Raw genomic sequence first — 19,990 nt, forward strand, 5'->3', positions numbered from 1 at the left:
GCCGGTACGCTACGTCGCTCACCACCTGTGGGCCAGCCGGCCGCAGCGCCGACCTCCGGACCGGCTTGGCCGACAGTTTCACTTACCCCACGACAACGATGCTGTCGGATGCCCCCGTGCCGGCGGCGAACGGAGAGGACCACGGCGTGATCGACGAAGCTGTCATCGACCGGGTGCTGGCCACTGCGCTTCGCACCGGCGGCGAGTTCGCCGAGGTGTTCGCCGAGGACAAGCGGTCGTCCTCGGCGCTCTTCGACGACGGGCGGGTCGAAGAGCTCACCTCGGGCCGCGACCGTGGGGCGGGCATCCGCGTCGTCGTGGGGGAGACCACCGGGTTCGCCCACACCGCCGACCTCACCGAGGCCGGCCTGTCGGCGGCGGCGGAGGCCGCGGCGGCGGCCGCACGAGGTGGGGGAGGGGGCACCCGCACGGTCGCACTGACGCGCCGTGAAGCCGACCGCGGCTATTCGATCGAGGTCGATCCCGCCGACGTCGCCAAGGCCCGCAAGGTCGAGCTGCTCTCCCGGGCCGACGAGGTGGCCCGCTCCTCCGACCCGGCCATCAGCCAGGTGTCGGTGAGCTACGGCGACAGTCGCCGGCGGATCCTGGTGGCCAACTCCGACGGTGTCCTCGCCGGCGACGACACGGTGCGCACCTTCTTCTCGGTGAACTGCGTCGCGACCGGCGACGCCGGCATGCAGACCGGCCGGGAGAGCATCGGACACACCGTGGGCTTCGAGCTCTTCGACATGTACGACGTCGACGAGCTCGCCGCCCGGGCTGCGGCCCGGGCGGTCACGAAGCTCCGCGCCCGGCCCGCCCCGAGCGGTCAGATGCCCGTCGTGATCGCCAGCGGTGGCGGCGGCGTGCTCTTCCACGAGGCCTGTGGCCACGGACTCGAGGCCGACCTCGTCGGCAAGGGCGCGTCGGTGTTCAAGGGACGCGTCGGCGAGCGTGTGGCGAGCCCCGGGGTGACCGTGGTCGACGACGGCACGATGCAACGCGAGTGGGGGAACCTCGCCATCGACGACGAGGGCAACCCCGCCCAACGCAACGTGCTGATCGAGGACGGCTACCTCAGCGACTACATGTGGGATCTGCTGCGGGCCCGCAAGGAGGGTCGCCCCAGCTCCGGCAACGGGCGCCGTCAGAGCTACCAGCACCTCCCGATGGTGCGGATGACCAACACCTACCTGCTCGCCGGCGGCGAGGATCCCGATGCCATCATCGCCTCCACCGACAAGGGTGTGCTCGTCCAGCACCTCGGCGGCGGGCAGGTCAACACCGCCACCGGCGACTTCGTGTTCGGGATGACCGAGGCGTACCTCATCGAGGGGGGCCGCATCACCGAGCCGCTCCGGGAGGGGAACCTCATCGGCAACGGCCCCGAGGTGCTGCAGCGCATCGACGCCCTCGGCAACGACTTCGCCATGGGCCCGCCCGGCACCTGCGGCAAGGACGGCCAGGGCGTTCCCGTCGGCGACGGCGTACCCACCCTCCGCGTGTCGAGCCTGACGATCGGCGGCACCGCGGCGTGAGCGACCTGCTCGACATCGCCGACCGCCTCGTCGCCATGGCCGCGGGCGACGAGCAGGTGGAGGCCGTCGTGGTGCGAGGGCTCGACACCGAGATCAAGGTCTTCGAGGGTGAGGTCGAGTCGCTCAGCTCCGCCCAGTCCGAGGGCCTGGGCGTGCGGGTCGTCGTAGGGGGTCGCCAGGGCTTCGCCTACGCCGGCAGCCTCGACGCCGACGTGCTCGGGGAGACCCTCGCCGAAGCGCGTGACAACGCCCGCTTCGCCACCGTCGACGACCATGCCGGGCTGGCCGAGCCCGACGGGGTCGCCCCCGCGGAGCTCGACCTGTACCGGGCGTCGTTGGCCGAGCGGCCCACCGACGACAAGGTCGCCCTCGCCGTCGAGCTCGAGCGGGCGGTGCGTGCCGCCGACCCGCGGATCTCGGGCATCGAATCCGCCGAGTACGTCGACTCGCTGTCCGAGGCCGCCATCGTGACCACCACGGGACTGCGGAGCCTCAGCCGGGACTCGAGCTGCTACGTGGCGACCTACGCCATGGCCAGCGACGGCCCCGACACCCAGACCGGCTTCGGGTTCTCGGTCGGCCGGGAGATCGACGACCTCGACGTGGCCCGCGCCGCGGCCGACGCCGCCGAGCGCGCCACCCGGCTCCTCGGCGCCGGCAAGCCGCCGAGCGAGCGGGTCACCGTGGTGCTCGACCCGTGGGTCACCGCGCAGTTCCTCGGGCTGTTGGGGCACACCCTCAACGGCGAGGCCGTGGCCAAGGGGCGCTCGCTGTTCGCCGATCGGCTCGGCGAGCAGGTGGCGTCGCCGCTGCTCACCCTGGTCGACGACCCGACCGACCCCCGCGCCTTCACCGCCACCGACACCGACGGGGAGGGTCTCGCCACCCGCCGCAACGTGCTCATCGCGGACGGGGTGCTCGATCGGTTCGTCCACAACGCGTACTCCGCCCGCCGGGCGGGGACGACCAGCACCGGCAACGCCGTCCGCGGCTACTCGTCGACCCCCTCGGTGGGGTGCATGGCCGTCACCGTGCTCCCCGGCACCGCCGACCAGGCCGAGCTCGTCGCGCAGGTGGGCGAGGGCGTCCTCGTCCAGGACGTGTCGGGACTGCACTCCGGCGTCAACCCGGTGAGCGGCGACTTCTCGACGGGGGCCGAGGGACTGCGCATCCGGGGCGGCGAGCTGGCCGATCCGGTCCGGGAGTTCACGATCGCGTCCACCCTGCAGCGGATGCTGCTCGACGTGACCGCCGTCGGCGGCGATCTGGAGTGGCTGCCGATGAACGCCGCCGGGGTCAGCCTGGTGATCCGCGACGTCACCGTCTCCGGCGCGTGACGGCCGGCCCGACCGGAATGGACGCCCCCGACCAGCAGTGCGCCGATCTCCTCGCGGCGGCCACGGCCATCGCGGCCCGGGCCGCGTCCGGCGAGCAGGTGGAGGCCTTCGTGGCCCGCTCCTCCTACACGAGCGTGAAGGCCCACGGTGGCGAGATCGAGTCGTTCTCGTCGGCCACCACCGCGGGGATCGGCATCCGGGTGGTGCGCGACCACCGCCAGGGCTTCGCGTGGGCGGGCACCCTCGATCCCGGGGTCGTCGCCGAGACGCTCGCCGACGCCCGCGACAACGCCTCGTTCGCGGAGCCCGACGAGTGGGTGGGCCTGGCCGAGCCGGACGGGGTGGCCCCCGTTCCGTTCGACCCGTTCGATCCCGCGGTCGCGGCCCTCCCCACCGAGCGCAAGGTGGCCCTGGCCCTCGACCTCGAGGCCCGCGTCCGGGCCGGCGATCCTCGCATCACCGGCGTCCGGGTGGCGTCGTTCTCCGACTCCAGCAGCCACGTCGCCGTGGCGACGAGCACCGGCATCGCCGGATCGGGTCGCTCGGCGTGGTGCTCGATGGGCGCGCTGGCCCTGGCCGGCGACGGGACCGAGACCTACACCGGGGCGGGATCCACCGTCGCGTTCTCACCCGACGAGCTCGACCTGGACGAGGCCGCCGGGGACGCCGTCCGACGCGCCGTCCGCCTGTTCGGCGCCCGCCCGGTCGCCTCGCAACGCCTCGCCGTGGTGCTCGAGCCCCGGATCGCCGCCGCCGTGGTCGGCCTCCTCGGGTCCACTCTCGGCGGCGACCGGGTGCTGCGCGGCCGTTCGCCCTTCGCCGACCGGCTGGGGGACCAGATGGCGTCGCCGCTGCTCACCCTCGTCGACGATCCCACCGATCACCGGTCCTACGGTGCCGAGACGCTCGACGGTGAGGGTCTGGCCTGTCGCCGCAACGTCCTCGTGGCCGACGGCGTGCTCCAGGCGTTCCTGTACGACTCGGCGACGGCTCGCCGCGCCGGAGTGGCGTCCACCGGTTCCGCGGTCCGGGGCGTGTCGTCGACCCCGTCGGTCGGGTGCCATGCCCTCGCGGTGTCCCCCGGCGCCGGCTCCCAGGACGAGCTCGTCGCCGGCGTCGAGACCGGACTCCACGTCCAGTCGATGACCGGCTGGCACTCCGGCGTCAACCCGGTCAGCGGCGACGTCTCGGTCGGGGTGGAGGGGCTCATGATCCGGGACGGGCAGCTGGCCGAGCCGGTGCGCGAGGTGACGATCGCCTCGACGCTCCAGAAGCTCCTGCTCGGCGTGGTGGCGGTCGGTGACGACGTCGAGTGGCTGCCGAGCGGCACGGGCTGTCCGACGATCGTGTTCGGCGACGTCAGCCTCAGCGGTACGTAGGGCTCCTCGCTCGCCAGAACCACCGGGACGATCGCTCAGATCACCCCGGTGGCGAGCAGGCCGACCGTGAGCGCGGCGGCGGCGAGGCGTTCCCAACCGAAGACGGCGAGGCTCCGGGTCTGCAACCAGTTCAGCATCCATCTGATGGCCAGCGCGGCCGAGACGAACGCGAACAGCAGCCCGACCATCGGATCGACCCAGCCGTAGGCGTCGACCATCATCGACCCGTTCGTGGTGGCTTCGTAGAGCGTCGCTCCGGCGAGGGTCACGAGACCGAGCAGGAAGCTGAACTCCACGGCGGCGACCAGCGTGGCGCCCACCGCCAGGGCAGCCAGGATCGTCACCAGGCTCCGGCTCGTGCCCGGCCACATCGCGAGCACCTGGGCCCCACCGATGACGAGCGCCTGTCGAGGGCCCATGGCGGTGAGCGCGAACCCCGGTCGGTGGGCGCGCACCTTGTCGGCCACGGCCAGCACCACCACGCCGCCGATCGCCCAGGCGGCCACCACCGGCCACGGGCCGAGCAGGTTGTCCTTGATCGGTCGCTCGAACACGAGGCCGATGACGACCGCCGGCGCGGTGGCGAGCACCAACGCCACGAGCAGCCGTCGGCCCTCGGCGTCGCGGCCGAGGAGCCCGGCCACGATCGTGGCGATCCGCCGTCGGTAGAGCACGAGGACGGCGAGGATGGCGCCGAACTGGATGGCGATGGCGTAGCTGTCGGCCGCGTCCTTGGTCGACGGGTCCTCGCCGATCCCGAGGATGCGTTGGGTCACGAGGAGGTGGCCGGTCGAGCTGATCGGGAGGTACTCCGTCACCCCCTCGACGATGCCGAGGACCGCGGCCTTCCAGGTCGTCATCTCCGAGTCGGCGGCGTCGGTGTCCACCACCCGGTCGACCGCAGGGTCGTCGTCGGGACGGGCGGTGACCGGCGTAGGTGACTCCCCCCCGGTGAGGTCGGTGGCGGAGGCCGGGGGGGCGGGTTGGGCCAGGCTCGTCGTGCCCGTCCAGGACGTGGCTGCCACCAGCGCGAGGAGCACGGCGGCGGCGACGACGACCGAGGCGGGAGCTGGTGCCCGTCGGGCCCTGCGGAGGCCCGCCCGCCGACCGGGGGGCGGGCAGGGGAGTCCGGGCACGATCGGGGACGCTACCCCTGCGTCCGCCGGTGGTCGGGGCATCCCGACCACCGCGACGCGGCCCTTCCCCGCGCCCCGGCCCCCGTTCTAGGGTTGGGCCCTTCCCCCTCTGCGTCGGTCAGCGGAGGTCACACGAGTGGGAGCAGTGCGCAGAGGGCTCCGGGCCCCCCGGCGGTGGCGGCGGTTCCCCGGCCGGTGGGCGCTCGGCGCGACGTTGGCGGTGGTCGCCGGGGTGGCGGCCGCATCCCTGGTGGAGCGGGCCGACGCCGTGCGGTCGGCCTACGGCGAGCACCGCACGGTGCCGGTCGTGACGCGGTCGCTGGCCGCCGGCGCGGTCATCGGCCCGGGCGACGTCGCCATGCTCGACCGGCCGCTGGTGGCGGTGCCCGACGGCGTGGCCGTCGATCCGGTCGGCCGGGTGGTCCGCTCGCCGCTCGTCGTCGGCGAGGTGCTGGCCGAGGTCCGCCTGGGCGGCTCGGGAGAGGGTCCGGCGGCCCTCCTCGACCCCGACGCGAGGGCGCTGGCCGTGCCCCGGTCGCCCGACGGCCTGGCGCTGGCCGTCGGCGACCTCGTCGAGGTGCTCGCGCCCGACGACCGGGGCGCCGGGGGTGCCCGGCGCGTCGCGCGAGCCGCGGACGTGCTCGCTGTCGACGAGGGTTCGGTCACGCTCGGGGTGTCGGCCGCTGAGGCGCCCGGGGTGGCCCGGGCCGTGCTCGACGGGGCGGTGGCGTTGGCTCTCGTCGGCCCGTCGCCCTGATCGCCGCTCAGGCGGCGCTCGAGCTCGACGATCCGCCGCCGGTGGGGGCGGGAGGTGCCGAGGGGGTGTCGGCCTTCGTGCTCCCACCATCGGTCGAGGAGGAGGAGGCGGTGGCGGTGTCCTTCGACGAGGTGCCGCCCGTGTCGCCCGGGCTCGACGAGGTCGTGGTGGACGAGCCGCGGGCGTCGTTCTTGTAGAAGCCGCTGCCCTTGAACGAGATGCCCACCGAGCCGAAGCGCTTCTTCAGCAGTCCCCCGCAGGAGGGGCACTCGGTCAGGGGGTCGTCGGTGAAGGCCTGCTGGGCCTCGAGCTCGTGTCCGCAGTCCTTGCAGCGGTACTCGTAGGTGGGCATCCGTGGTCCTCCGGGTCCAGCCGATCGTCCCGCGCCGCCGACGCGGTGCTGGCACTCTCCAAGTGCGAGTGCCAGCCTACCCGGCACCCCGTGCCGGTCGCATCCTCGTCCCCCGGCCCCGGCTCGACGGCCCCTACCATGCGAGGGTCCCCGAACAGAGGAGCCCCCGTGCCCACCTCCCGAGTCACCAAGGCCGTCATCCCCGCCGCCGGTCTCGGCACCCGGTTCCTCCCGGCGACCAAGGCCCAGCCCAAGGAGATGCTGCCGATCGTCGACAAGCCGGCGATCCAGTACGTGGTGGAGGAGGCCGTCCGGGCCGGCATCGACGACATCCTGATCATCACCGGGCGGGGGAAGCGCACGCTCGAGGACCACTTCGACCGGAACTTCGAGCTCGAGTACTACCTCGAGCAGCGGGGCAAGACGGCCGACCTCGAGGAGATCCAGGCCCTCGCGGAGATGGCCGACATCCACTACGTCCGCCAGGGCGAGCCGCTCGGGCTCGGCCACGCCGTGTCGGTGGCCCGCAAGCACGTCGGCGAGAACCCTTTCGTCGTCATGCTCGGCGACGACATCATGGTCGGCGAGTCGGCCGTGCTCTCCGACATGATCGACACCTACGAGAAGTACGGCCGGTCGGTCGTGGCGCTCTCGGAGTTCCCCACCGACGAGATCTCGTCGTACGGCTGCGTCGATCCCGAGATCCTGAGCGACGACCTCGTCCGGCTCCGGGGGATCGTCGAGAAGCCGGCCCCCCAGGACGCCCCGTCCAACCTCGCCGTCATGGGTCGCTACGTCTTCACCCCCGAGATCTTCGACGCGCTCGCACACGTCCGACCCGGCGTGGGCGGCGAGATCCAGCTCACCGACGCCATCGCCCTCCTCCTCGACAGCCAGACCGTCTACGGCTGGGTCTTCCGCGACGGTCGCTACGACATCGGCAAGAAGCTCGACTACCTGAGGGCCACCGTCGAGCTGGCCCTCGATCGGGACGACCTGGGGCCCGAGTTCCGGCGGTTCCTGGTCGACCTGGTCGACAAGCGCGACCTGCGGTGATCCCCCTCGACGAGGCCCGGTCGTACGTCCTCGACGGGTGCCGGCCGGGCACGGCGGTCACCGTGGAGCTCCCTTCTGCTCTCGGCGGGGTCACCGTCCAGCCGATCGTGGCCGGCGAGGCCGTGCCGCCGTTCGCGAACACCGCCATGGACGGGTTCGCGGTCCGCGCCGCCGACACCGTCGGGGCCGACGTCGATGCGCCGATCGAGCTGCGGGTGGTCGGCACCGTCCGAGCGGGCACGTCCGGCGCCGACGTGGCCGTGGGGGCCGGCGAGGCGGCCCGCATCATGACCGGGGCCCCGATGCCCCCGGGCGCCGACGCCGTGGTCATGGTCGAGCGCACCGAGGCGGACGACGAGCGGGGCACGGTGGCCGTCTCGCTCGAGGTGGAGCCGGGCCGGCACATCCGACCGGTCGGCGACGACGTCGGCGTCGGCGACGAGGTCGTGGCGGCAGGCACGGTGCTCACCGCCGGCCACCTGGGGGTCCTCGCCACGGTGGGCGTCACCGACGTCGCCGTCGTGCACCGACCGGTGGTCGGGGTGCTCTCGACCGGTGACGAGCTCGTCGGCGACGGACGCCCCCTCGGCCCCGGCCAGATCCGCGACTCCAACCGGCTCGCGCTCCGCGCCCTGATCGGGCTGGCCGGGTTCGACGTCGTCGACCTGGGGCTCGTCCCCGACGACGAGGCGGCGATCGACGTCGCCCTGCGCCACGGCGTCGAGCGGTGCGACGCGCTCGTCACCAGCGGTGGGGTGAGCATGGGCGACTTCGACTACGTGAAGGTGGTGCTCGACCGCATCGGGGACATGCGCTGGATGCAGGTCGCCATCCGCCCCGCCAAGCCGTTGGCCTTCGGCACCGTGCGGCGTGCCGACGGGACCACGGTCCCGGTCTTCGGCCTCCCGGGGAACCCGGTCTCCTCGATGGTGAGCTTCGAGCTGTTCTGCCGCCCCGCCCTGCGCCAGATGGCAGGGCGGGTCGGGGCCGACCGGTTCCGGCCGAGCGTGGTGGCGCTCGCCGGCGAGGACCTGGGCCGCCGCCCCGACGGCAAGGTGCACTTCGCCCGGGTCACCTGTCGTCGCGACGCCGTCGACGGGCGCATGCACGTCCGGTCCGCCGGCGCCCAGGGCTCCCACCAGCTCACCGCCATGGCCGGTGCCGACGGGCTGGCCGAGCTGCCCGACGGTCCGGGAGTCGCCGCGGGGGAGCCGGTGACCGTGCACCTGCTCGACGCCGCGCTGGGCTTCTGAGATCGGCCACCGGCTCCCGGGGGTCGCGACCGCTACCCTCCCCGCCCATGGCCCCGCACGCGGACGCGCTGACCGACACCTTCGGGCGCGTCCACCGCGACCTGCGCATCTCGGTGACCGACAGGTGCAACTTCCGCTGCACCTACTGCATGCCCGCCGAGGGCATGCCGTGGCTCCCGCGCCAGGACCTCCTCACCTACGAGGAGCTGGCGCGAGTGGCGCGGGTCTGCGTGGAGCGGTTCGGGTTCGACGGCATCCGCCTGACCGGCGGGGAGCCGACGGTGCGGGCCCACCTGCCGGTGCTCGTCGAGAAGCTGGCGGCGCTCGACGTCGACCTGGCGCTCACCACCAACGGCTCGACGTTGCGCCTGGTGGCCCACGACCTCGCGGCTGCCGGTCTGCGGCGCATCAACGTCTCCTGCGACTCGTTGCGCCCCGAGCGCTTCGCCGACATCACCAAGCGCGACGAGCTGGCGCGGGTGCTCGACGGGGTGCAGGCGGCCCTGGAGGCCGGTTTGGCGCCGGTCAAGCTCAACGTGGTGGTCATGCGGGGCGTGAACGACGACGAGATCGTGGACTTCGCGGCCTACGGGCGGGAGACGGGTGTGACGGTCCGCTTCATCGAGTTCATGCCGCTCGACGCCCAGGGGGAGTGGACCAACGACCAGGTCGTCGGACAGTCCGAGATCGTCGCCGCCGTCGACGCGGTCTTCCCCCTCGAGCCGGTCGGCCCCGAGGCGCGTGGATCGGCGCCGGCCGACCGGTGGCGCTACCTCGACGGCGCCGGCGAGATCGGCGTGATCGCGAGCGTCACCCAGGCCTTCTGCGACTCGTGCGATCGGGTCCGCCTCACCGCCGAGGGGATGTTGCGTCACTGCCTCTTCGCGACCCGAGAGCTGGATCTGCGCACCCTGCTGCGGTCGGGGGCCTCCGACGACGACCTCGCGGATGCCATCCGTGTCGAGGTCGGGGCCAAGTGGGCCGGGCACCAGATCAACCAGGTGCACTTCATCCGCCCGTCGAGGTCGATGAGCCAGATCGGCGGCTGAGGCCGCCGCCCGGGCGGATCCGGTGGGAGCCGCCGTCGGCTGCCCCGCCTAGACTCGCCTCTCATGTCCGATCGCGGTCTCACCCACCTCGACCCACTGGGTCGGGCCCGGATGGTCGACGTGACCCCCAAGGAGGTCAGCCACCGGCGGGCCATCGCCAGGGGCAAGGTCTTCATGCAGCCCGACACGACCTCGCTGATCGCTCGGGGCTCGATCAGCAAGGGCGACGTGCTGGCGGTGGCCCGGGTGGCCGGGATCCAGGCCGCCAAGCGGGCTCCCGACCTCATCCCCCTGTGCCACCCGCTGCTGGTCGGGTCCGTGTTCATCAACTTCCGGATCGAGGACCGGTACATCGAGGTCGAGGCGCAGGTCGAGACCGTGGACCGCACCGGGGTGGAGATGGAGGCGCTGACGGCGTGCACCGTGGCGGCACTCACCATCTACGACATGTGCAAGTCCGCCGATCGGTCGATGGTCATCGGCGACGTCACGCTCTGGGAGAAGACCGGCGGTCGTTCGGGCACCTATCGGCGCGATCCGCTCGCCGAGGTCGACGGTGGCGGGGTCGAGGGCCTCGGGGGGCTGTCGGGCAGCGACGACGACCTCGGCCTCGGCCTGGACCTCGACGACGTGTGATCCGGGGTCCCGGCGAAGGTGAACGCCAGGTGTCGGCAGTGGCGCGATCCGGTGGCGTCGTAGTAGAACCGTAATGTTTCCGAATCCGAACCGACCGCCGGCGCGGGCGGCGGGCATCCACCAGGTGGAGCGCCGCCCCCGGTACGGTCCCGAACACCGAAAGCGCAGGCCCGGAGCGTGACATTCGTGGTGCTGGTGATCCTCGCGGTGGTGTGGGCGCTGTACCTGGCCTCCTGGCTCAGGTCACGCACCGAGACCCGTCGCGTCGACTCGATCTCGTCGTTCAACCGTCATCTCTCCGTGCTCGAGCGCACCACCCCGGGCGGCATGGCGCGCCACGACCTCGGGGCCGCTCGGGCCCGGGTGGGACTGGCCCCGTCGACCGGTGGCGACGTGGTGCGCCGGCCGGTGCTGTCGCCGGCCAAGAAGCGCCGCAAGGACATCCTCACCGGCCTGATGGTGGCGGTCGGCACCACGGCGGTCGCCGCGCTGGTCATGGGCGGCGTGTTCCGCCTCTTGTTCGTGCTGGCGGCCGTGTTGCTCGGCGCCTACGTGGCGCTGCTGGTCCAGACCCAGAAGCGGATGCGCGAGCAGCGTGAGAAGGTGCGCTACCTGGCCCATGCGCCGGTGCCGCCGGCCCGAGCCCCGAGCTGGCAGGACCGGGCCGGGGAGGACGAGGCGTGGGGAGACCAGGCGTGGGACGAGGTCCCGCAGGACGGCACGTACGGCGCAGGCCGGGCGCTGCCGGGTGACGCCGGCGTGCGCTACGTCGCCGTCCCGCACTGATCCGTCCCGCACTGATCCGTCCCGCACTGATCGGGGGGACGCCCCCGGTCCGGCTCCCGGCCTCTCTTCCCCTCCCGACCATCCGATCCGGGCCCCCGCTCGGTTGCGTCCGACCCGGCCCTGTGCCGGCCCCCCTACCGGCCCTTGTGTCGGCGTTGGGTCCGGCGCCGGCCGCGGACGCGTCGCGACGATGCGGTCGGGTCGACTCGTCGTCGTCGTCCTCCCTCGACTCGGGGCGGACGGTCCCTCTCACCGTTCCCTCGGGCGACGGACGGACGCCGTGGCGGTTCCCCGCACCCCGGCGTGGAGCACCCGGACGCGACGATGGCGCCCCATCGGGGCGCCATCGTCGCGTCTGCGCAGGAGCGGGCCGCTGTCCCGCGAGGGGGAGGGGCCCCGGGGGGTGGGCCCTCGATCGGGGATCAGCCCACGAACCACTCGTGCATGAACTCCTGCACGAACCAGATGCGGCCGTCGGGGCTCTGGGCCACGCCGGTGCCGACCTTGTTGTAGACCCGGCTGAGGATGTTCGCCCGGTGGGCGGGGGAGCGCATGAAGGCGTCCATCGCCTGCTCCTGGGACCACGCCATGCCCACGTTCTCGCCGAGTGCGGTCCACGTCGTCGACCAGTTCCCGTCCGTCAATCGGGAGTGCGAGAGGTAGCCCTGGCGGGAGAGCTGCTCCGCCCACGCCTGGGCCTTGAAGTGGAGCATGCTGTTGAACTGGAGGGGCGCCAGGCCGTTGGCCCCGCGGGCCTGGTTGATCAGGTCGGCCTGGCGGTAGGCCTCGGGGGTGCACGCGCCGACCATCAGGCCCACGGTGAGGGCGAGGGCGGCGACGACAGCCGCCCGACGGCGGCCCCGGCGACGAGGCGCCGTCACCCGAGTGGTCTCGTTCATCGTTTCCTGGAGTGACATGAGGTGGTTGTCGGCCCCTGGGAGTTTCACCTTGAGCGCGTTTGCGACCGCGATGCGTCGTTGGGTCGTTCGGCCCAGGGTGTGCGCGGCGACACCGGGTTGACCGAGCCCGCTCCGGCGTCGGGTATCGTGACGACCCCTGCGGGGGTGTAGCTCAGTTGGCTAGAGCGCTACGTTCGCAACGTAGAGGTCGGGAGTTCGATTCTCCTCACCTCCACCGCCGGCACGTGGTGACCGACGGGGAAGGCCCGGCTCCGGCCGGGCCTTCCCCGCGTGCGCTCCGGGACCGTGGGACCATACCTCCAGGGGTATGACCTCCGGCCCTGGCGCGGATCGGACGGGATGCCCCATCATGGAGGTGTCCACGACCGGAAAGGCAGCCCATGGGCCCGCACATCGTGATCCTCGGCGGTGGGACGGGAGGGACGCTCACCGCCAACCGCCTGCGCCGCCACTACGGGCGTGACGCCACGATCACCGTCGTCGACCAGGACGACGACCACGTCTACCAGCCCGGACTGCTCTTCGTGCCCTTCGGCCTGGCCGATCCCGACCACATCGTGCGACCCCGGCACCGCCAGCTCCACAAGAGCGTCGAGTTCCGCCGGACCGCCGTCGAACGGGTCGACGTCGAGGCCGATCGGGTCCACCTCGTCGACGGCGCAGTGCTCGACTACGACCTGTTGCTCGTGGCCACCGGCGCCCGCCTCGTCCCCGAGGAGACCGAGGGGCTGACCGGCCCGGGGTGGAACGAGCGGGTCTTCACCTTCTACGACCTTCCCGGCGCCACCGCGTTGCACGGCGCCCTCGAGAGCTTCGAGGGCGGCCGTCTCGTGGTGAACGTCGTCGACATGCCCATCAAGTGCCCGGTGGCGCCCCTCGAGTTCTGCTTCCTCGCCGACTGGTACCTCCGCGAGCGTGGCATCCGCCAGGACGTGGAGCTCACCTACGTGACCCCGCTCGACGGGGCGTTCACCAAGCCCACTGCGTCGGCGGCGCTCTCGGGGATGCTGGAGGAGAAGGGCGTCCACCTCGTCACCGAGTTCAACACCGGCGAGGTGGACGGGGTCGGGGGTCGCCTGGTGGCGTGGGACGAGCGGGAGGTGCCCTTCGACCTCGCCGTCATGATCCCCGTCCACGGCGGGGCGGACTACGTCGAGCGCTCGCCGGAACTGGGGGACGCGTTGGGCTTCGTGCCGACCGATCCCCGCACGCTGCAGTCCAAGGTGAAGCCCAACATCTTCGCGATCGGCGACGCCACCGACGTCCCCGCGTCGAAGGCGGGCTCCGTGACCCACTTCGAGGGCGAGGTGATGGTCGACAACATCATCCGCTTCCTCGCCGGCGAACCGCTCGACGCCTCCTACGACGGCCACGCCAACTGCTTCATCGAGACCGGCTTCCACAAGGCCATGCTCATCGACTTCAACTACGACACCGAGCCGGTCGGCGGTCACTTCCCGAGCGCCGTGGGCGCCCCGCTGCTCAAGGACTCCCGCCTCAACCACCTCGGCAAGCTGATGTTCCAGTGGTTCTACTGGCACGCACTCCTGCCGGGGCGCGACATCCCCGGGATCGGCCCCGACATGCCGACCTCCGGCAAGGCTCTCAGCGACCGTTGACCCGGGTCCCCGGACCCCGCACCCAAGGAGCACCACCATGACGACCCGCACGCTCGCCGGCCGTGACGTCGAAGTGAACGATGAGGGCTTCTTCGAGCAGCCCGACCAGTGGGACCGCGACATCGCCGTCGAGATCGCCCGGGACGAAGGCATCGACGACCTGACCGACCGGCACTGGCAGGTCATCGACTTCATGCGCAAGGAGTACTTCGAGAAGGGCACGGGGCCGACCGTGCGGATGCTCGGGAAGACCTCCGGGGTCAGCGTCAAGGAGCTCTACCAGCTCTTCCCGAAGGGGCCCGCCAAGGTGGCCGCCAAGATCGCCGGCATCCCCAAGCCGCGCGGCTGCATCTGACCCACCGAGATCGCCCGTCCCCCCGCCGCCTCGCGGCACGAACAAGGAGTCACCGTGTCCGACACCATCGAGAAGGTCTCGATCATCATCTCCAAGGGGTCCCTCGACGGGATCTATCCCGGGCTCATCATGGCCAACGGGGCCCGCGCCGAGGGGATCGAGGCCAATCTGTTCTTCACCTTCTTCGGCCTGGACGCCATCCACAAGAAGCGCATGGAGCACATCAAGATCGCCACGGTGGGTAACCCGGGCATGCACATGAACACCCTGCTCGGTGGGCTCCCCGGCATGTCGGGTATCGCCACCCACATGCTCAACAAGAAGATGGAGCAGTTCGACATCCCGTCGGTGCCCGAGTTCATCGAACTCATCTCCGACACCGGTGCCGGCATGTACGCCTGCCTGGCGTCGGTGGACCTCTTCGGCATGTCGAGGGAGGACTTCTTCGACGATCTCGGCGGCATCATCACCGTCGGCGAGTTCTACGAGATCGCCGCCGGAGGCGAGATCATCTTCACCTGACGGCGCTCAGGCCAGGCGCTCCACGATCATCGCCATGCCCTGGCCGCCACCGACGCACATCGACTCCATGCCGATGGTGCCGCCCGTGTCCTCGAGCCCGTTCAGCAGCGTCGTCATGATGCGGGCGCCGGTCATCCCGAACGGGTGGCCGAGGGCGATGGCGCCGCCGTTGACGTTGAGCTTGTCGTAGCTGATGCCGAGGTGGCGGGCCGACGGCACGACCTGGGCCGCGAACGCCTCGTTGATCTCCACCAGGTCGATGTCGTCGATGGTCATCCCGGCGCGGGCCATGGCCTGGCGGCACGCCTCGATCGGGCCGAGCCCCATGATCTCCGGGTCGAGGGCGCTCACCCCCGACGAGATCACGCGGGCCAGCGGCGTGAGGCCCAGCTCGCGGGCCCGGGCGTCGCTCATCACGATCACGGCGGCCGCCCCGTCGTTCAGGGGGCAGGCGTTGCCGGCCGTCACGGTCCCGTCGGGGCGGAAGACCGGCTTCAGCTCGGCGAGCTTCTCCTTGGTGGTGCCGGCCCGGATGCCGTCGTCGCGGGTCACCGTCACCGGGTTGCCGTCGGCGTCGACGGTCTCGACCGGGGTGATCTCCCGTTCGAAGAAGCCCCGCTCGAGGGCCGCGGTGGCCCGTTGCTGGGAGAGGGCCGCGAACTCGTCCTGGTCCTCGCGGGACACGCCCTCGTACTGGGCGACGTTCTCGGCGGTCTGACCCATGCCCAGGTAGTAGTCGGCGATGCCACCGTCGAAGGGCGTCCAGGTCGGTGCCCCGCCCTGGGACCGCTCGGCGGTGCGCGCCTCCGCGGCGGCCATCCGCTCGTTGTGCGTGCCGGGGAGGCCGTCGGCCATGCCCGACCCGAACTGGCTCACCGTCTCGACGCCCGCCGCCATGAAGACATCGCCCTCGCCGGCCTTGATGGCGTGGGCCGCCATGCGGATCGACTGCAGCGACGACGAGCAGTAGCGGTTCACCGTGACGCCCGGGACGTGGCCCATGCCGGCGAGGTCCGACACGACGCGAGCCATGTTGTAGCCCTGCATGCCGGCCGGCTGGGCGCACCCGAGGATCACGTCCTCGACGGTGGAGGGGTCGAGCGCCGGCACCTTGTCGAGGGCGGCGCGCATGATGGTCGCGGCGAGGTCGTCGGGGCGCACCTTGGTCAGCGAGCCCTTGTTGGCCCGACCGATGGCGCTGCGGGCGGTGGCGACGATCACGGCTTCGGGCATGGGGAACTCCTGGCGGGAGGGCGCATGCGCCTGCACGCACCGGACGGATCGTGTCTGTCTATCGCGATCGGTCCGGAACCGGTAACCGATCGGTGGCTTCGCCGGGGCGGGGCGTCCGGTGCACCACGCCCGGGGCGGGTGCGGTAGAACGGGCGCTCCGACCACGAGGGGGAGACACCCATGGCCATGTCCATCCTGCGCTTCGACATGCGGGCCCCGGGCCGGTCCCGGACCGAGATCCAGGGGATGTACGCCGCCGCCCTCGACATGGCCGAGTACGCCGATGCCAACGGGTTCGAGATCTGCGTGCTGTCCGAGCACCACGCCAGCCCGGACAACTACATGTCGTCCCCGCTGATCATGGCCGCCGCCATCGCCGGTCGCACGAAGAGCATCATGATGAGCATCCAGGCGCTGCTCGTCCCCGAGCACGACCCGGTCCGCCTGGCTGAGGACATCGCCGCCCTCGACCACCTGTCGAAGGGGCGCATCACCTTCACCACCGGGCTCGGGTACCGGCCGATCGAGTACCACCTGCTCGGCAAGGAGTGGAAGCGGCGGGGCAAGCTCCTCGACGAGGCCCTCGACACGATGCTCAAGGCCTGGACCGGGGAGCCCTTCGAGCTCCGGGGGGAGACGGTGCAGGTCACGCCGCCACCGTTCACCGAGCCCCACCCCATGTTCTTCGTCGGTGGTTCTGGCAAGGCCGCCGTCGAGCGCGCCGCCCGCTTCGGGCTCAGCGCCCAGCTGGCCGCCAACGACCCCGCGTTGGCCGAGCACTACCAGGCCGAGTGCGAACGCCTCGGTACGACACCGGGCATGTGCCTCATGCCCGCGGCCGAGACCACGGGCTGCCTGTTCATCAGCGAGGACCCGGAGCGCACGTGGGCCGAGGTGGGCCCCCACATGCTCCACGACGCCATGGTCTACAAGTCCTGGCAGACCCCTGACATCCGCTCCGCGGTCAGCACCGACGCCGACACGATCGAGGCGCTGCGTGCCGGCCACGTCTACAAGGTGCTCACCCCGGACGAAGCGGTGGCCTTCGCCGAGGAGCTGGGGCCCTTCGGTGGTCTGGTCCTGATGCCGATGGTGGGCGGCACCGCACCCGAGCACGGTTGGGCCAGCCTCGAGCTCTACGTCGACAAGGTCCTGCCCCGCATCCGCGCCGCGGCCTGATGGCGGTCGACCTCAGCGCCCTGCTCGCCCCCACCACCACGGCGGTGGTGACCTCCGAGTGCCAGAACGGGGTGCTCGGCCCGGACTCGGCCCTCCCCGAGCTCGCCGCGGCCGCCCGTGACACGGTCGTCCCCAACGGGAGCCGCCTCGTGCACGGCGCCCGCACGGCGGGGGTGCAGGTCCTCCACGCCGTCTTCTGGCGGCGGCTCGACAACCGGGGCGCCAACACCAACGGTCGCATGTTCGTGGCGATGAACAAGGTCTCGCCACCGATGCTCCCGGGTAGCGAGGCGGCACTGCCGATCCCGGAGTTCGGGTTGTCGCCCGACGACCTGGTTCTCGGCCGCTACCACGGCCTCGACCCCGTCGGCGGCACCGACCTCGACCCCATCCTGCGCAACCTCGGGGTACGCACGGTCGTCGTCGTCGGCGTCTCGCTCAACGTCGCGCTGATGGGCCTGTCCATCGGGCTGGTCAACGCCGGGTACCAGGTGGTGGTGCCCCGTGACGCCGTCGCCGGAGTGCCCGACGACTACGCCCGGGCCCTCCTCGCCAACTCCTACGCGCTGGTCGCCACGGTGGTCACCACCGACGAGGTGCTGGACGCCTGGGGGTAGCTCCCGCCCGCCGGCACAGCGCCGGCGAGGGTCGGTGCGCCGTTCGCTCGCTACCCTCGCCTCGTGCCCAGCGTCGCCCGCCCCGATGCCTCCGGCGCCGGGGACCCCACCCCACCGGCGGCCCGGTCGGTCGGTCGTCGCGGGCAGCGCACCCGCCAACGCCTGTTGGAGAGCACGGCCGAACTCCTCGACACCGCGACCTACCGGGAGGTCCGGGTCGTCGACATCGCCCGCGCCGCCGAGATGTCGCCGGCCGCCTTCTACCAGTACTTCGGCGACGTCGAGGAAGCGGTGTTGGCCCTGGCCGAGGAGATGGCCTCGACGTGCGGGCCCGAGTTGGCCGACCTCGTCCGTGACCGGCCGTGGCGGGGTCCGTCGGCGTGGGACTCGGCGTTGGGGGTGGCCGACGGGTTCCTCGGGGTGTGGGACCGCCACCGGGCGGTGCTGCGGGTCGTCGACCTGGCCACCGACGAGGGGGACCGGCGGTTCCGTGACCTGCGCACGCGGTTCCTCCGCGAGCCCTCCGAGGCGCTGGTGGAGCTCCTCGCGCACGAGGACGGCGACCGACCCGACCCGCGAGCCGAGGCCGGGGTCGTGATCTCGATGCTCGCCCACGTGGCCGCCCACCACGAAGGCCTGGAGCAGTGGGGTGCCCCGCGGGACGACCTGCGACGTTCCATGGCCCGTGTCCTCTACACCACCGTCACCGGGCGGACGCCGCCCGCGCCGGATCAGGCCGGGCCGTCGTCCGCGTCGGTGTCGTCGTAGTCCGTCCGGGCGCGGTCGGCGATCGAGCCCCGGCGGAACAGCCCCCAGAGGGCCACGGCGGTGACCACCACCACGCCGGCGGCCACCACCGGCCAGTCGACCGTCGTCGCGAGCACGGGCACCCGTCCACCCTCGCACGGCGGGGCGCCGCCGGCCAGATCGGGTCCGGGGTCCGGTCGGTGGCCGTCGACGACCGTGCCGCGGGGGCGGCATAACATCGGGGCTCCGTGACCACGACGCTTCCCGACGACGCCGCCCCCCCGGCGCTCTTTGCGGAGGACGAGGAGACCCGGCCGGCGTCGCCGTCGCGTCCGTCGCCCGAGGCAACGAGCATCTGGAGCCGCCTGCGCTCCACGCCGATGCTGCCCGGCCTGTGTTTCCCCGTCGCGGTGTGGGCCCTCTGGCGTCTGGCGTCACTGGCCGTCACCCTCTGGCTCGGCGGCAAGGGGGTCGAGTCCGCCTACTCCTACGACGGGGCGCACTACCTGCGCATCCTCCACCACGGGTACTGGGACCCGCGACCCTTCATGCCGTCGCACGCCTTCTTCCCGGGTGTGGCATGGCTGGGCACGCCGATCTGGTGGCTCACCGGCTCGGACGCCGTCACCGCCCACGCGGTGGCGTCGATCACCGCGCTCGGGGCCTTCGTCGCCGTGTGGGGGGTCACCCGGGAGTGGGTGCACGAGGTGGCGGCCCGACGGGCGGTGGTGCTGCTGGCCGTCTTCCCCTCGTCGCTGTTCCTCTGGATGTTCTACTCCGAGGCCCTGTTCATCGCCCTCGGGGCCGGAGCCGTCTGGGCGGACCGTCGGGGTCGGCGGGGCCTGGCCGCAGCCCTCCTGCTCGGCGTGGCGACCACACGGTCGGTCGGCATCCTCGTCCCCGCGGTGCTGATCCTCGCCCGCGTGATCCGGACCCGTCGCGTCGACCGCTGGGCGGTCGTCTACGCCGGGGCGGGTCTGGTGGGCCTCGGCGCCGTGCTCGTGACCATGCAGGTCCAGCTCGGCGATGCGTTCGCCTTCCTCGGCGTGCAGGACGACTGGGGTCGCACGGTGTCGGCGCCGTGGAACTCGGTGCTCCAGGGCATCGACAACCTGACGCCCGACCGGCGCACGGTGATGGTCCCGGCGCTGGTGGCCCGCGCCTTCGACCTCTGGGCGGTCGGGATCGTGCTCGTGGGGCTCGTCTACCTGGCGGTGGCCGGTCGGCTCGGTCGAGAGGGGCGCACCGCTCGTCACCGCTTCCCGATGGAGGCGTGGATGCTCGGGGTGGCCATGATCGCACTGCCGTTCGCGTCGAGCGTCCTGGCCAGCTTCAACCGGTTCGCGATGGCCGACTGGGTCCTCTACCCCGCCTACGCGGCGATGCTCGGCCGGTTGCCGCGGTGGTTGCGGATCATCGCGTGGGTGGCGATCGTCGTGGCCGGAACGCTGACCGCCTACGCCTTCATCGGTCGTGTCTCGGTGGGTCGCTTCGTCGGCTGAGCGGCGACGCGGTCGAG

Annotated in this window: 21 protein-coding genes and 1 tRNA gene; 17 read left to right on the top strand and 5 right to left on the bottom strand. The window is 72.2% G+C overall.

What is annotated here, in order from left to right; genetic code table 11:
* Positions 1-146: 146 nt before the first annotated feature.
* The 3 genes from MUE36_06345 to MUE36_06355 are packed head-to-tail and all read left to right on the top strand — an operon-like array spanning position 147 to position 4,254.
* Positions 147-1,538 carry a TldD/PmbA family protein gene (locus MUE36_06345; GenBank protein ID MCU0310544.1) on the top strand — a complete coding sequence of 464 codons (1,392 nt, stop codon included), beginning with the start codon at positions 147-149 and terminating at the stop codon, positions 1,536-1,538.
* Positions 1,535-2,875, top strand: coding sequence for a TldD/PmbA family protein (locus tag MUE36_06350; GenBank protein ID MCU0310545.1), 1,341 nt, complete (start codon positions 1,535-1,537; stop codon positions 2,873-2,875). The genes MUE36_06345 and MUE36_06350 overlap by 4 nt, the downstream gene beginning before the upstream one ends.
* Complete coding sequence (locus MUE36_06355; protein MCU0310546.1) at positions 2,872-4,254, top strand: TldD/PmbA family protein; 1,383 nt, start codon at positions 2,872-2,874, stop codon at positions 4,252-4,254. Before MUE36_06350 ends, MUE36_06355 begins: the two co-directional genes overlap by 4 nt.
* Positions 4,255-4,289: 35 nt before the next feature.
* Here the strand turns inward: MUE36_06355 and MUE36_06360 are convergent, their stop codons facing one another.
* On the bottom strand, positions 4,290-5,114 hold the full coding sequence (locus MUE36_06360) for an undecaprenyl-diphosphate phosphatase (protein ID MCU0310547.1): 825 nt from the start codon (positions 5,112-5,114) through the stop codon (positions 4,290-4,292).
* A gap of 421 nt (positions 5,115-5,535) precedes the next feature.
* On the opposite strand from MUE36_06360, the gene MUE36_06365 reads away from it, so the two are divergent.
* Entirely contained in the window at positions 5,536-6,147 is a 612-nt protein-coding gene (locus MUE36_06365; protein MCU0310548.1) for an SAF domain-containing protein, read from the top strand.
* 7 nt (positions 6,148-6,154) lie between these two features.
* On the opposite strand, the gene MUE36_06370 is transcribed toward MUE36_06365, so the two are convergent.
* A complete protein-coding gene (locus MUE36_06370; protein MCU0310549.1) occupies positions 6,155-6,499 on the bottom strand; it encodes an FmdB family transcriptional regulator in 345 nt (114 codons plus the stop codon).
* 168 nt (positions 6,500-6,667) lie between these two features.
* On the opposite strand from MUE36_06370, the gene galU reads away from it, so the two are divergent.
* From galU to MUE36_06395, 5 genes are all read left to right on the top strand, one after another.
* Positions 6,668-7,555 carry a UTP--glucose-1-phosphate uridylyltransferase GalU gene (galU, locus tag MUE36_06375; protein ID MCU0310550.1) on the top strand — a complete coding sequence of 296 codons (888 nt, stop codon included), beginning with the start codon at positions 6,668-6,670 and terminating at the stop codon, positions 7,553-7,555.
* Positions 7,552-8,808 (top strand): molybdopterin molybdotransferase MoeA, encoded by a 1,257-nt coding sequence (locus MUE36_06380; protein MCU0310551.1) that lies wholly within the window; start codon positions 7,552-7,554, stop codon positions 8,806-8,808. Before galU ends, MUE36_06380 begins: the two co-directional genes overlap by 4 nt.
* Before the next feature lie 47 nt (positions 8,809-8,855).
* Positions 8,856-9,857 (top strand): GTP 3',8-cyclase MoaA, encoded by a 1,002-nt coding sequence (moaA, locus tag MUE36_06385; GenBank protein MCU0310552.1) that lies wholly within the window; start codon positions 8,856-8,858, stop codon positions 9,855-9,857.
* Between the two features lie 63 nt (positions 9,858-9,920).
* Entirely contained in the window at positions 9,921-10,493 is a 573-nt protein-coding gene (gene moaC / locus MUE36_06390; protein MCU0310553.1) for a cyclic pyranopterin monophosphate synthase MoaC, read from the top strand.
* Positions 10,494-10,679: 186 nt separating this feature from the next.
* Entirely contained in the window at positions 10,680-11,279 is a 600-nt protein-coding gene (locus MUE36_06395; GenBank protein MCU0310554.1) for a hypothetical protein, read from the top strand.
* A gap of 422 nt (positions 11,280-11,701) precedes the next feature.
* On the opposite strand, the gene MUE36_06400 is transcribed toward MUE36_06395, so the two are convergent.
* Entirely contained in the window at positions 11,702-12,196 is a 495-nt protein-coding gene (locus MUE36_06400) for a CAP domain-containing protein (GenBank protein MCU0310555.1), read from the bottom strand.
* Between the two features lie 143 nt (positions 12,197-12,339).
* On the opposite strand from MUE36_06400, the gene MUE36_06405 reads away from it, so the two are divergent.
* The 4 genes from MUE36_06405 to MUE36_06420 all read left to right on the top strand — a co-directional run bounded on the left by MUE36_06405 (position 12,340) and on the right by MUE36_06420 (position 14,695).
* Positions 12,340-12,413, top strand: a tRNA-Ala gene (locus MUE36_06405).
* A 166-nt stretch (positions 12,414-12,579) separates the two neighbouring features.
* Positions 12,580-13,818, top strand: coding sequence for an NAD(P)/FAD-dependent oxidoreductase (locus MUE36_06410; GenBank protein ID MCU0310556.1), 1,239 nt, complete (start codon positions 12,580-12,582; stop codon positions 13,816-13,818).
* A gap of 37 nt (positions 13,819-13,855) precedes the next feature.
* Positions 13,856-14,173 carry a TusE/DsrC/DsvC family sulfur relay protein gene (locus MUE36_06415; protein ID MCU0310557.1) on the top strand — a complete coding sequence of 106 codons (318 nt, stop codon included), beginning with the start codon at positions 13,856-13,858 and terminating at the stop codon, positions 14,171-14,173.
* A gap of 54 nt (positions 14,174-14,227) precedes the next feature.
* Positions 14,228-14,695, top strand: coding sequence for a DsrE/DsrF/DrsH-like family protein (locus MUE36_06420; GenBank protein ID MCU0310558.1), 468 nt, complete (start codon positions 14,228-14,230; stop codon positions 14,693-14,695).
* 6 nt (positions 14,696-14,701) lie between these two features.
* Here the strand turns inward: MUE36_06420 and MUE36_06425 are convergent, their stop codons facing one another.
* Positions 14,702-15,928, bottom strand: a complete 1,227-nt coding sequence (locus tag MUE36_06425; protein MCU0310559.1) for an acetyl-CoA C-acetyltransferase — start codon at positions 15,926-15,928, stop codon at positions 14,702-14,704.
* A gap of 180 nt (positions 15,929-16,108) precedes the next feature.
* On the opposite strand from MUE36_06425, the gene MUE36_06430 reads away from it, so the two are divergent.
* The 3 genes from MUE36_06430 to MUE36_06440 all read left to right on the top strand — a co-directional run bounded on the left by MUE36_06430 (position 16,109) and on the right by MUE36_06440 (position 18,492).
* Positions 16,109-17,107 carry an LLM class flavin-dependent oxidoreductase gene (locus MUE36_06430; GenBank protein ID MCU0310560.1) on the top strand — a complete coding sequence of 333 codons (999 nt, stop codon included), beginning with the start codon at positions 16,109-16,111 and terminating at the stop codon, positions 17,105-17,107.
* Positions 17,107-17,724: a cysteine hydrolase gene (locus tag MUE36_06435; GenBank protein MCU0310561.1), complete on the top strand. Its 618-nt coding sequence runs from the start codon at positions 17,107-17,109 to the stop codon at positions 17,722-17,724. The genes MUE36_06430 and MUE36_06435 overlap by 1 nt, the downstream gene beginning before the upstream one ends.
* A gap of 63 nt (positions 17,725-17,787) precedes the next feature.
* Entirely contained in the window at positions 17,788-18,492 is a 705-nt protein-coding gene (locus MUE36_06440; protein ID MCU0310562.1) for a TetR/AcrR family transcriptional regulator, read from the top strand.
* Here the strand turns inward: MUE36_06440 and MUE36_06445 are convergent.
* Positions 18,456-18,710, bottom strand: a complete 255-nt coding sequence (locus MUE36_06445; protein MCU0310563.1) for a hypothetical protein — start codon at positions 18,708-18,710, stop codon at positions 18,456-18,458. The two genes, MUE36_06440 and MUE36_06445, sit on opposite strands and share 37 nt — an antisense overlap.
* Before the next feature lie 9 nt (positions 18,711-18,719).
* Between MUE36_06445 and MUE36_06450 the strand changes: the two genes are divergently transcribed.
* Positions 18,720-19,973 (top strand): hypothetical protein, encoded by a 1,254-nt coding sequence (locus MUE36_06450; GenBank protein ID MCU0310564.1) that lies wholly within the window; start codon positions 18,720-18,722, stop codon positions 19,971-19,973.
* Positions 19,974-19,990: the final 17 nt, after the last annotated feature.

Source organism: Acidimicrobiales bacterium (genome assembly GCA_025455885.1).
Classification (GTDB): domain Bacteria; phylum Actinomycetota; class Acidimicrobiia; order Acidimicrobiales; family Acidimicrobilacustridaceae; genus Rhabdothermincola_A.

Bases quoted from the DNA above. Each gene is read 5' to 3' on its own strand.
- MUE36_06360 (MCU0310547.1), bottom strand. From the start codon at position 5,114: ATGACGACCTGGAAGGCCGCGGTCCTCGGCATCGTCGAGGGGGTGACG.
- MUE36_06370 (MCU0310549.1), bottom strand. From the start codon at position 6,499: ATGCCCACCTACGAGTACCGCTGCAAGGACTGCGGACACGAGCTCGAG.
- moaA (MCU0310552.1), top strand. From the start codon at position 8,856: ATGGCCCCGCACGCGGACGCGCTGACCGACACCTTCGGGCGCGTCCAC.
- moaC (MCU0310553.1), top strand. From the start codon at position 9,921: ATGTCCGATCGCGGTCTCACCCACCTCGACCCACTGGGTCGGGCCCGG.
- MUE36_06400 (MCU0310555.1), bottom strand. From the start codon at position 12,196: ATGTCACTCCAGGAAACGATGAACGAGACCACTCGGGTGACGGCGCCT.
- MUE36_06410 (MCU0310556.1), top strand. From the start codon at position 12,580: ATGGGCCCGCACATCGTGATCCTCGGCGGTGGGACGGGAGGGACGCTC.
- MUE36_06415 (MCU0310557.1), top strand. From the start codon at position 13,856: ATGACGACCCGCACGCTCGCCGGCCGTGACGTCGAAGTGAACGATGAG.
- MUE36_06425 (MCU0310559.1), bottom strand. From the start codon at position 15,928: ATGCCCGAAGCCGTGATCGTCGCCACCGCCCGCAGCGCCATCGGTCGG.
- MUE36_06430 (MCU0310560.1), top strand. From the start codon at position 16,109: ATGGCCATGTCCATCCTGCGCTTCGACATGCGGGCCCCGGGCCGGTCC.
- MUE36_06435 (MCU0310561.1), top strand. From the start codon at position 17,107: ATGGCGGTCGACCTCAGCGCCCTGCTCGCCCCCACCACCACGGCGGTG.
- MUE36_06445 (MCU0310563.1), bottom strand. From the start codon at position 18,710: ATGTTATGCCGCCCCCGCGGCACGGTCGTCGACGGCCACCGACCGGAC.